Source organism: Cupriavidus sp. R6-3, assembly GCF_059772245.1.
This window is the reverse complement of sequence record NZ_JCBAJO010000157.1, coordinates 1-11,231: the sequence shown is the minus strand read 5'-3', so window position 1 is coordinate 11,231 and position 11,231 is coordinate 1. Positions and strand designations below refer to the sequence as shown.

Annotated in this window: 11 protein-coding genes and 1 pseudogene; 11 read left to right on the top strand and 1 reads right to left on the bottom strand. The window is 68.6% G+C overall.

The genetic code is table 11. From position 1 onward, the window contains the following. The 10 genes and pseudogenes from AC6EI8_RS19350 to AC6EI8_RS19305 all read left to right on the top strand — a co-directional run. Positions 1-266, top strand: a pseudogene (locus AC6EI8_RS19350) (DNA polymerase III subunit gamma/tau); the annotation flags it as partial. A 126-nt stretch (positions 267-392) separates the two neighbouring features. After that, complete coding sequence (locus AC6EI8_RS19345) at positions 393-725, top strand: YbaB/EbfC family nucleoid-associated protein (protein ID WP_023263605.1); 333 nt, start codon at positions 393-395, stop codon at positions 723-725. A 28-nt stretch (positions 726-753) separates the two neighbouring features. Next, positions 754-1,368, top strand: coding sequence for a recombination mediator RecR (recR, locus tag AC6EI8_RS19340; protein WP_149319859.1), 615 nt, complete (start codon positions 754-756; stop codon positions 1,366-1,368). 49 nt (positions 1,369-1,417) lie between these two features. Further along, positions 1,418-2,323, top strand: a complete 906-nt coding sequence (locus AC6EI8_RS19335; RefSeq protein WP_053822073.1) for a LysR family transcriptional regulator — start codon at positions 1,418-1,420, stop codon at positions 2,321-2,323. A 239-nt stretch (positions 2,324-2,562) separates the two neighbouring features. Next, entirely contained in the window at positions 2,563-3,759 is a 1,197-nt protein-coding gene (locus AC6EI8_RS19330) for a CaiB/BaiF CoA transferase family protein (RefSeq protein WP_149319860.1), read from the top strand. Then, the gene (locus AC6EI8_RS19325) at positions 3,756-4,748 is read left to right on the top strand and encodes a hydroxymethylglutaryl-CoA lyase (protein ID WP_190286279.1); all 993 of its coding nucleotides are present in this window, start codon (positions 3,756-3,758) and stop codon (positions 4,746-4,748) included. The genes AC6EI8_RS19330 and AC6EI8_RS19325 overlap by 4 nt, the downstream gene beginning before the upstream one ends. Positions 4,749-4,901: 153 nt before the next feature. Continuing rightward, complete coding sequence (locus tag AC6EI8_RS19320; RefSeq protein WP_149319861.1) at positions 4,902-5,930, top strand: Bug family tripartite tricarboxylate transporter substrate binding protein; 1,029 nt, start codon at positions 4,902-4,904, stop codon at positions 5,928-5,930. Positions 5,931-6,109: 179 nt separating this feature from the next. Beyond that, a complete protein-coding gene (locus AC6EI8_RS19315) occupies positions 6,110-7,156 on the top strand; it encodes an ABC transporter substrate-binding protein (protein ID WP_149319862.1) in 1,047 nt (348 codons plus the stop codon). Positions 7,157-7,352: 196 nt separating this feature from the next. Further along, positions 7,353-8,165, top strand: coding sequence for an ABC transporter ATP-binding protein (locus AC6EI8_RS19310; RefSeq protein WP_498382642.1), 813 nt, complete (start codon positions 7,353-7,355; stop codon positions 8,163-8,165). 112 nt (positions 8,166-8,277) lie between these two features. Then, positions 8,278-9,069 carry an ABC transporter permease gene (locus AC6EI8_RS19305; RefSeq protein ID WP_226109647.1) on the top strand — a complete coding sequence of 264 codons (792 nt, stop codon included), beginning with the start codon at positions 8,278-8,280 and terminating at the stop codon, positions 9,067-9,069. A 60-nt stretch (positions 9,070-9,129) separates the two neighbouring features. On the opposite strand, the gene AC6EI8_RS19300 is transcribed toward AC6EI8_RS19305, so the two are convergent. Beyond that, positions 9,130-10,104, bottom strand: coding sequence for an NADPH:quinone oxidoreductase family protein (locus AC6EI8_RS19300; protein WP_149319865.1), 975 nt, complete (start codon positions 10,102-10,104; stop codon positions 9,130-9,132). Between the two features lie 265 nt (positions 10,105-10,369). Between AC6EI8_RS19300 and surE the strand changes: the two genes are divergently transcribed. After that, a complete protein-coding gene (gene surE / locus AC6EI8_RS19295; RefSeq protein WP_149319866.1) occupies positions 10,370-11,122 on the top strand; it encodes a 5'/3'-nucleotidase SurE in 753 nt (250 codons plus the stop codon). Positions 11,123-11,231 lie beyond the last annotated feature (109 nt).

The window sequence follows — 11,231 nt, the reverse complement described above, 5'->3', positions numbered from 1 at the left end:
TGCGCGCGCCCGTCGCCGCGATCGCCGAAGGCAACGCGGTCGAGCGCCTGGCGCAGGCGCTGTCGGACCATTTCGGCGAAGCGGTGCGCGTGCACTGCGAGGTCGGCGCGGTCAGCGAGACCGCCGCGGCCGCCGATGCGCAGGCGCGCGCCGAGCGCCAGCGCGCGGCGGAGGCGGCGATCGAGAACGATCCTTTCGTGCAGGGCCTGTTGCGCGAGTTCGGCGGCCAGATCGTGCCGGGCTCGATCCAGCCGCGCGCGCTCTGACACCGGTACGCCGCGCATACGACCCTATCGCGCCTATCGCCCCTTTCGCCCCTTTCGCCGATCGAAGCCGCGCGGCGCGCACCGACCCACGAATCCACCGAATCCATCGATATCAGGAGAAGCATCATGATGAAGGGCCAACTCGCAGGGCTGATGAAGCAAGCCCAGCAGATGCAGGAAAACATGAAGAAGATGCAGGAGCAGCTCGCCCTGATCGAGGTCGAGGGCCAGTCCGGCGCCGGCCTGGTCAAGGTGGTGATGACCTGCAAGAACGACGTCAAGCGCGTGACCATCGATCCGAGCCTGCTCGCCGAGGGCGAGGACAAGGAGCTGCTCGAAGACCTGGTCGCGGCCGCCTTCAACGATGCGGTGCGCAAGGCCGAAGCGACCACGCAGGAGAAGATGGGCTCGATGACCTCGGGCCTGCCGCTGCCGCCGGGCTTCAAGCTGCCGTTCTGAGCGCCGGCTTGCCGAACGCAAACTTCCGATGAAGGCATCCACTCCCACCTCGCTGCAGGCGCTGGTCGAGGCACTGAAGGTGCTGCCCGGCGTCGGCCCGAAGTCGGCGCAGCGGATCGCCTATCACCTGCTGCAGCATGACCGCGAGGGCGCGCGCCGGCTCGGCGACGCGCTGCGCGGCGCCGCGGACGGCGTGCGCCACTGCGCGCGCTGCAATACCTTCACCGAGGCCGAGGTCTGCGAGACCTGCCTGGACCCGCGCCGCGATGCCTCGCTGCTGTGCGTGGTCGAGACGCCGGCCGACCAGGTGATGATCGAGCAGACGCTGACCTATCGCGGCCAGTATTTCGTGCTGATGGGCCGGCTGTCGCCGCTGGACGGCGTCGGTCCGCGCGAGATCCATCTGGACCGGCTGCTGGCGCGCGCCACCGATCCCGCGCTGGGGGGCCCGGTGGCCGAGGTCATCGTGGCCACCAATTTCACCAGCGAGGGCGAGGCCACCGCGCACTATATCGGCGAGATGCTGAAGGCGCGCGGGCTCAAGGTCTCGCGGCTGGCGCGCGGCGTGCCGGTCGGCGGCGAGCTCGAATACGTCGACGCCGGCACCATCGCGCGCGCGGTCATGGACCGCCGCACGCTGTGAAGCGCGGCGCCGTATCGCTTCGCATCGACCGGCATGGTCTGATCGCCCGATGAACCTGGCCCGCTTCGATCTGGTCACGCTGGGACTGTTCGTCGCCGTCGCGCGGCAGGGCAGCATCTCGGCCGGCGCGCGCCAGTCGCATCTGGCCGTCGCCGCGGCCAGCAAACGGATCTCCGATCTCGAGGCCGCCGTGGGCGCGCCGCTGTTCTTCCGCCATGCGGCCGGCGTGCAGCTGACCGAGGCGGGGCAGGCGTGCTTCCATCACGCGCTGACCGTGCTGCAGGACGTCGAGCGCATGGCGGGCGTGATGTCCGACTATGCGTCGGGCGTGCGCGGGCAGGTGCGCGTCTGCGCCAACACCTCGGCGATCACGCAGTTCCTGCCCGACGACCTGGCCGGCTTCATGCGGCTGCATCCGACCATCCGCATCGAGCTGGAAGAGCAGAACAGCGGCGATATCGTCGCGGCGCTGGTCGAGAACCGTGCCGACGTCGGCATCTTTGCCGACCGCACGCCCAGCGCGGGCCTGGTCACCGTCGAATACCGCCAGGACGAACTGGTGCTGGTCACGCCGCCGGGGCATCCGCTGTCGCAGCGCGGGCCGGTGCGCTACGCCGATACCCTCGAATACGACTTCGTCAGCTTGCCGCAGGTGACCTCGCTGGCCGCGCGCCTGCTCGAGGAGAGCAGCCGGCTGGAGCGGCCGTTCCGGCTGCGCATCCAGGTGCGCAGCTTCGATGCGATGTGCCGCATGGTGATGGCCGGCCTCGGCGTCGGCGTGCTGCCGCGCATCGCGGCCGAGCCGCACGTCAAGTCGATGGGCCTGTCGCTGGTCAAGCTGCAGGACGCCTGGGCGCAGCGCTCGCTGCTGATCGGCATGCGCGATCCCGCCGCGCTGACGGTGTCGGCCCGGCTCCTGATCACCCATCTGTGCGGCGATCGCGCGCCATTCTGAGCCCCGGGCTCCGGCCGACCGTCTCCGCTTCATCTCCCGCTTCATCTCCCGCGTCATCTCCCTCCGGCTTTCGCGTTCGGTGAAAGCCCGCTTCACCGATTGACGCCTTCCGCGCCCGCCGGGGCTGCGGCACACTGCGGCCAAATTCGATCGCACGGTCCGGCGTCCGCCGCAAGGGAGCGCCACCGACCGACCGCCAGACGGCGATCGCCACACACCGATCCCCGGAGACAATCCGCATGCCGCGACAGATTCTGGATGGCATCCGCGTGCTCGAACTCGGGCAGCTGATCGCCGGCCCCTTCGCCGCCAAGACGCTGGCCGATTTCGGCGCCCACGTGATCAAGGTCGAACCGCCCGGACAGGGCGATCCGCTGCGCAAATGGCGCATGCTGTATCAGGACACCTCGGTGTGGTGGGAGGCGCAGTCGCGCAACAAGGAATCGATCTGCATCGACCTGCGCAGCGCTGACGGGCAGGCGCTGGTGCGCAAGCTGGCCGCCGAGGCCGACGTGCTGATCGAGAACTTCCGCCCGGGCACGATGGAGAAGTGGGGCCTGGGCTGGGACGTACTGCACGCCGCCAATCCGAAGCTGATCATGCTGCGTGTATCGGGCTACGGCCAGACCGGGCCGAAGCGCGACGAGCCCGGCTTTGCCGCGGTCGCGGAGGCGATGAGCGGGCTGCGCCATCTGACCGGCGAGCCGGGCCGCCCGCCGGTGCGCGCGGGCCTGTCGCTGGGCGACACCATCGCCGGCTTGCATGGCGCGCTGGGCGTGCTGCTGGCGCTGTACGAGCGCGATGCGCGCGGCGGCACCGGCCAGGTCATCGACGTGGCGCTGTACGAGGCGCTGTTCAACCTGAGCGAGAGCCTGCTGCCCGAGTATTCGGCCTTCGGCGCGGTGCGCCAGCCGGCCGGCGGCGCGCTGCCCGGCATTGCGCCGTCCAACGCCTATCCGTGCGCCAGCGGCGAATACGTGCTGGTGGCCGCCAACGGCGATGCCATCTTCAAGCGGCTGATGCAGGCGATCGGCCGCGCCGACCTCGCCGACGATCCGGCGCTGGCGCGCAACGACGGCCGCGTGGCACGAGTGGAGGAACTCGACGCCGCGATCGCCGCGTGGACCCGCACGCAGGATATCGACAGCGCGCTGGCCGTGCTGCGCGAGGCCCAGGTGCCGTCCGGCCGCATCTACACGGTCAAGGACATCGCCGAGGATCCGCATTACCGCGCTCGCGGCGTGATCGAGCAGGTCACCGCGGCCAGCGGCCTGACCGTCGAGGTGCCGGGCATCGTGCCGAAGCTGTCGGGTAGTCCCGGCGCGATCCACGATCGCGCGCCGACGCTGGGCGAGCATACCGACGCGGTGCTGGCGCAGGCCGGCTTCGATGCCGCGACCATCGCCGACCTGCGCGCACGCGGGGTGGTGGCATGAACACGACCGCATCCAACGTGCATTCGACGACAAACTTCCCGCTGCGCGGCCCGGCCCGCATCGAGATCAACGAGGTCGCGCCGCGCGACGGCCTGCAGATCGAACCGGTGGTGGTGCCGACCGATGCCAAGGTCGCGCTGCTGGAGGCGCTGTCGGCCTGCGGCTTCGCCCGCATCGAGGCGACCTCGTTCACCTCCGCCAAGGCGATCCCCGCGCTGGCCGACGCCGAGGCGGTGATGCACCGCATGCGCCGTGCCGAGGGCGTGCGCTACACGGTGCTGGTGCCGAACCTGCGCGGGCTCGAGCGCGCGCTGTCGTGCCGGCCCGACGAGGTCAATCTGGTGATGTCGGCCAGCGAGACGCACAACCGCGCCAATCTGCGCATGACGCGCGCGCAATCGCAGGCGCAGCTGCTGGCGATGATCGAGGTCGCGCGCGCGGCCGGCGTGCCGGTCAATATCTCGCTGTCGACGGTATTCGGCTGCCCGTTCGAGGGCGAGGTCGCGATCGACGCCGTGATGGCGCTGGCGCGCAGCTTCGCCGAGGCCGGCGCGGACGGCATCACGCTGTGCGATACCACCGGCATGGCCTATCCGACCCAGGTGCGCGCGGTGTGCGAGACCTTCCGGCGCGAACTGCCGGCGACCGGCCTGACCATCCATCTGCACAACACCCGCGGCATGGGGCTGGCCAATGCGCTGGCTGCCTGGGAGACCGGCGTGTCGCGCTTCGATGCGGCGGCCGGCGGGCTGGGCGGCTGCCCCTATGCGCCCGGTGCCAGCGGCAACGTCGCCACCGAGGAACTCGTGCACATGTTCGCGTCGATGGGCGTGGACACTGGCGTCGACCTGCAGCGCTTGCTCGGCATCATCGGCGAGCTGCCCACCGTGGTCGAGCGCGAGGTCTGCAGCCAGCTGCTGCGCGCCGGTCCGCGGCTGCGCACGCATCAGCCGCCGGCCTGGCTGGCCGAGCATTTCGCGGCGCAGTAAGGCCCGATAACGGCAAGCCCAGGGCACAGCAAGCACAGCACGCACAGCACGCACAACACGCACAACCCCATCAGCAAGCCCGCGGACCTCGCCCGCACCTACGAATCACAACCCACAACCCGAACAACAACATCGATTCCTGGAGGAGACAGCATGTCGATCCGTACGTCCCAACCGTTTCATTCCCTCGATGCGGCCAGGCCTGGCCGCCGTCGTCTGCTTGCCGCGGCCGTCGCTGCCGCCGCGGCCTGCCTGAGCGCCGGCGCGCAGGCGCAGGATGGCGCCTATCCGAACCGCCCGGTCACGCTGATCGTGTCCGCGGCGCCGGGCGGCACCACCGACCTCGCCGCGCGCATGATTTCCGAGCCGCTGGCCAAGGCGCTCGGCCAGCCGGTGGTGGTCGAGAACCGCCCCGGCGGCGCCGGCGGCATCGCCGCGCAACTGGTGGCGCGCGCCAAGCCCGACGGCTACACGCTGCTGGTGCAGTACTCTGGCTTCCACGTGATCACGCCGCTGCTGATGAAGGGCCTGTCGTGGGATCCGGTCAAGGATTTCGCGCCGGTCGCCAACCTGCTGTCCGCGCCGCAGGTGCTGGTGGTGCGCCCGAGCCTGCCGGTCAAGTCGCTGGCGGAACTGGTGGCCTATGCCAAGGCCAATCCGAACAAGCTGAACTACGCCTCGTCGGGCAACGGCTCGCTGCAGCATGTGTCCACCGAGCTGCTGAACCAGATGGCCGGCATCCGCATCACGCACGTGCCGTACAAGGGCACCGGTCCGGCGATGACCGACCTGCTGGGCGGCTCGGTCGACCTGACCATCACCACGCCGCCGCCGCTGATTCCGCATATCCAGGCCGGCAAGCTGCGCCCGCTGGTGGTCACCAGCAAGAATCGCCTGCCCAGCCTGAAGGACGTGCCGTCCGCGCCCGAGGCGGGCTACGCCGATCTCGACGTGTCGTCGTGGTTCGCGATGTACGCGCCGGCCGGCACGCCCAAGCCGGTGGTCGACAAGCTGACCGGCGAGATCGACAAGATCATGAAGACCGAGGCCTTCCGCAAGAAGGCCGAGGAGCTGGGCGCCGAGGCGAAGTACATGAACCCGACGCAGCTGGGCCAGTACCAGCGCGCCGAGCTGACGCGCTGGGGCAAGGTCATCCAGTCGGCCAATATCCAGGCGGAATGATGCGCTGGTCCTCCCCGCGCTAGGTAGTGTTCCCGATTGGGGCGACCCGCCGGCCTCGGATAGCATCGCACGGAGCCGCGCGGCGGCCCCGGCATGCCGTCAGGCCGTCCGGCGGGTCGCTTCGGCGTCGTGCGTGGCGTCATCACACCGCGCGGGAACACAATAAGCAGGAGACACAGATGTACAACCGCAAATTCTGGAAACAGGTGCTGATCGCGCTGGTGCTGTTCCTGGCCGGCTGGTTCACCTTCGGCGGCTTCGCGCATGCGCAGGGCAAGCCGGAGAAGGCCAAGGTCACGATCGCGGTCGGCGGCAAGAACCTGTTCTACTACCTGCCGCTGACGATCGCCGAGCGCCAGGGCTACTTCAAGGACGAAGGGCTCGACGTCGAGATCGTCGACTTCGCCGGGGGCGCCAAGGCGCTGCAGGCCGTGGTCGGCGGCAGCGCCGACGTGGTTTCGGGCGCCTACGAGCACACCATCAACCTGCAGGCCAAGGGCCAGAACTACCGCGAGTTCGTGCTGCAGGGCCGCGCGCCGCAGATCGTGCTGGTGACTTCCAACAAGACGATGCCGGACTTCAAGTCGGTCGCCGACCTGAAAGGCAAGAAGATCGGCGTCACCGCGCCCGGTTCGTCGACCAACATGATGGCCAACTTCGTGCTGGCCAAGGCCGGGCTGAAGCCGTCGGACGTGTCCTTCATCGGCGTGGGCGCCAGCAACGGCGCCGTGGCGGCGATGCGCTCGGGCCAGATCGACGCGATGGCGAACCTGGACCCGGTGATCTCGATGCTGACGCAGAAGAACGAGGTGCGCGTGGTGGCCGATACCCGCACGCTGAAGGACACGCAGGCGGTGTTCGGCGGCAACATGCCGTCGGGCTGCCTCTATGCGTCGGCCTCGTTCATCGAGCAGAACCCCAACACCACGCAGGCGCTGACCAATGCGATGGTGCGCGCGCTGAAGTGGCTGCAGAAGGCGGGCCCGTCGGACATCGTCAAGACGGTGCCGGAGAGCTATCTGCTGGGCGACCGCGCGCTGTATCTGTCGGCGTGGGAAAAGGTCAAGGAAGCGATCTCGCCGGACGGCATGATGCCGGCCGACGGCCCGCGCACGGCGCTGGCGACGCTGCAGCAGTTCGATCCGGCGCTCAAGGGCAAGGCGATCAAGCTGGACCAGACCTTCACCAACAGCTTCGTGCAGAAGGCCAACGCCAAGTACAAGTAAGCCGCACCGCGGCGCGCATCGGCGGCCGCGGCAAGCCTGGCCCGCTGCCTGCAGCGGGCCTTTGCTTTCGCGGGGCCGGCCTTGTATCAGACAAAGGGCGCCGCCGCGTCATCGACGCCCGGTCATCGTCGATCCGTCATCGAACACCACGCCGCCGCCGGCCCGGCCGACGCGCGGCGCAAGCACAGCGAAACGCATGAGCATTCCGGCCCTTTCCCTCGACAACGTCACCTGTACCTTCATCTCGCGCGAGGACCGCAGCCAGCGCTACACCGCCGTCAAGGACGTCTCGCTGGCGATCGCGCCCGGCGAGTTCGTCTCGGTGGTCGGGCCGACCGGTTGCGGCAAGTCGACCTTGCTCAATGTCGGCGCGGGCCTGCTGGCGCCGTCGTCCGGCCAGGTGCGCGTGTTCGGCGAGCCGCTGACGGGCATCAATGCGCGTGCCGGCTACATGTTCCAGACCGAGGCGCTGATGCCCTGGCGCAGTGCGCTGGACAACGTGATCGCGGGCCTCGAATTTCGCGGCGTGCCGCGCGCGCAGGCGGTGGCCGAAGGAGAGGAATGGCTGCGCCGCGTCGGCCTGGGCGGCTTCAGCGACCGCTATCCGCATCAGCTGTCGGGCGGCATGCGCAAGCGCGTCGCGCTGGCGCAGACGCTGGTGCTCGACCCGGACATCATCCTGATGGACGAACCGTTCTCGGCGCTGGACGTGCAGACGCGCCAGCTGATGGAAAACGAGGTGCTGGAGCTGTGGGCCGCCAAGCGCAAGGCGGTGCTGTTCATCACGCACGACCTGGACGAGGCGATCGCGATGAGCGATCGCGTGGTGGTGCTGTCGGCGGGACCCGCCACGCATCCGATCGGCGAATTCGACATCGATCTGCCGCGGCCGCGCGACGTGGCCGAGATCCGCAACCATCTGCGCTTCGTCGAGCTGCACGCGGCGATCTGGGACGTGTTGCGCGAGGAAGTGCTCAAGGGCTATGCGCAGCAGCGCAAGGTTGCCTGAGGCGGACCTCACCAACCTGCACCAGCCCGCACTGGCCCGCACCAGTCCGCACCAGTCCGCACCAGTCCGCACTGATACCGACGATCCTGGAACTCACAAGCAAAAACGATCCATGGCATTCCGTACCGATTCCCCCAGCATGCTGCGCGTCTGGCAGCTGCTCGTCCTCGTGGTCATTCTCGGCACCTGGCACCTGGCCACGCGCTCGCAACAGGTGGCGTTCTTCTTCGGCGAGCCGTGGCTGGTGGCGCAGCGCGTCTGGAGCTGGTTCTTCGTCGAGCGCGACATCTACCTGCACCTGGGCGTGACGCTGCTCGAGACGGTGCTGGCCTTCGGCATCGGCACCGTCGCCGGCCTGGGCGTGGGCCTGTGGCTGGCGCTGAGCCCGGTCGCCTCGGCCATTCTCGACCCATATATCAAGGCGATGAACTCGATGCCGCGGGTGATCCTGGCGCCGATCTTCGCGGTGTGGTTCGGGCTCGGGATCTGGTCCAAGGTCGCGCTGGCGGTGACGCTGGTGTTCTTCATCGTCTTCTTCAACGTCTACCAGGGCGTCAAGGAAGTCAGCCCCGTGGTGCTGGCCAACGCGCGCATGCTGGGCGCGAACCGGCAGCAGCTGCTGCGCCATGTCTATCTGCCGAGCGCGACCAGCTGGGTGTTCTCGTCGCTGCATACCTCGGTGGGCCTGGCCTTCGTCGGCGCGGTCGTCGGCGAATACCTGGGCTCGGCGCGCGGCGTCGGCTACCTGATCCTGCAGGCGGAGGGGACCTTCGACATCAACACGGTGTTCGCGGGCATCGTGGTGCTGACCGCGTTCGCGCTGGTGCTGGACTGGATGGTGGGGGTGGTGGAGCGCCGGCTGATGAAGTGGCAGCCGAAGAGCGGGGAGACGGAGAAGCTGTAGGAGGGATTTTTCCCTCTCCCGTGCGCGGGAGAGGGATGGTCCTGGGGATTCGGCGGGACCTTAGGGCGTGATCACGATCTTGCCGGTGACCTTGCGCGCCTCCATGTCCTTGAGCGCCTGCGGGGCCTGTTCCAGCGGATAGCGCGCCGAGATGTGCGGGCGGATCTTGCCTTCCTTCATCCAGCCCAGCATCTGCGCCATGTTGGCCTGGTTCGCGCGCGGCTCGCGGCGCGTGAATTCGCCCCAGAACACGCCGACCAGCGAGGCGCCCTTGAGCAGCGCCAGGTTCAGCGGCATCTTGGGAATCTCGCCGTTGGCGAAGCCCACCACCAGATAGCGGCCGCGCCAGCCGATCGAGCGGAATGCGGGTTCCGCATAGATGCCGCCGACCGGGTCATAGATGACGTCCGGACCCTTGCCGTCGGTCAGCGCCTTGATGCGCTCGCGCAGGTCCTCGGTGCTGTAGTTGATCAGCGCGTCGGCGCCATGTTCCTTGCAGACAGCCAGCTTCTCGTCGGTCGACGCGGCCGCGATCACGCGCGCGCCGATCGCCTTGCCGATCTCGATCGCGGCCAGGCCGACGCCGCCGGCCGCGCCTAGCACCAGCATGGTCTCGCCCGCCTTCAGTTCGCCACGATCGACCACCGCGTGGTGCGAGGTGCCATAGGTCAGCGTGAAGGCGGCGGCGGTCTCGAAATCGATGCCGGGCGGCATCGGAACGACCGCGGCGGCGGGCGCCTTGGCCTGCGTCGCGAAGGCGCCGTTGCCCAGATAGGCGATCACCTTGTCGCCGGGCTTGACGTGGCTGACGCCTTCGCCGACCGAGTTCACGATGCCGGCCAGTTCCGATCCCGGCGAGAAGGGCAGCTGCGGCTTGGCCTGGTACTTGTTCTGGATGATCAGCACGTCCGGGAAATTGACGCCGGCTGCCTTGACGTCGATCACCACTTCGCCGGGACCGGCGACCAGGTCGGGCAGGGTTTCGAGCACCAGCGAATCGGGCGGGCCCCAGGCTTTGCACAGTACGGCTTTCATCGTGTCTCCATTGAATGTCTTGATGCCTCGATCTGGACCGCGCGGCCACGCGGCCCGGGCTAGTGTAGCGCAGAAATAGTACGGTCGTTCAGTTCGGCGGGGCCGGTGGTGGTCGCAGTGATGGTCACGGTGGTGGTCACGGTGGTGGCTGCGGTATTGGCCCCGGCGTTGGCGGGGGCTGTGGCTCCGATTTGGGTGCAAATCGCTCGGCGAAGCGGCCCCGCGACGCGACGCCATCGCAATCGCCTCGGGTACAATCGCGGCCATGCACATCCTTCTCGCCAACGACGACGGTTACCTCGCGCCGGGACTTGCCATGCTGCATGCCGCGCTGGCGCCGCTGGGCCGTATCACCGTGATCGCCCCCGAGCAGAATCATAGCGGCGCATCGAATTCGCTGACGCTGCAGCGCCCGCTGACGGTGTTCGAGGCTCGCGAGGGCGTGCAGAAGGGATTTCGCTTCGTCAATGGCACCCCGACCGACTGCGTGCATATCGCGCTGACCGGCCTGCTCGACGAAAAGCCTGACCTGGTGGTGTCGGGCATCAACCAGGGCCAGAACATGGGCGAGGACGTGCTGTACTCCGGCACCGTCGCCGCCGCGATCGAAGGCTTTCTGCTCGGCATCCCGTCGATCGCCTTCTCGCAGGTCGACAAGGGCTGGGAACATCTGGATGCCGCGGCCCGCATCGCGCGCGGCATCGTCGAGCGCGCCATCGCGACGCCGCCGCGCGAACCGTTCCTGCTCAACGTCAATATCCCCAATCTGCCGTACGAACATATCCGCGGGCTGCGCGCCACGCGACTGGGCAAGCGCCATCCTTCGCAGCCGGTGATCTCGCAGGTCAATCCGCGCGGCGAGACCAATTACTGGATCGGCCCGGCCGGCGATGCGCTCGATGCCAGCGAAGGCACCGATTTCCACGCGACCGCGGAGGGCTTCGTTTCGCTGACGCCGCTGCAGCTGGATCTGACCCATCGCGCCCAGCTCGAGACGCTGCGGCAATGGCTCGCATGAGGCCAGCCGCGTGCCGGCCGCAGGGACCCTGGGCGCGTTGAGGCCATGAGTTCGAGCCCGCGCCGTCCGAAGTTTCCGCTGACGCTCGACTCGGTGGTCGAGCGCAAGC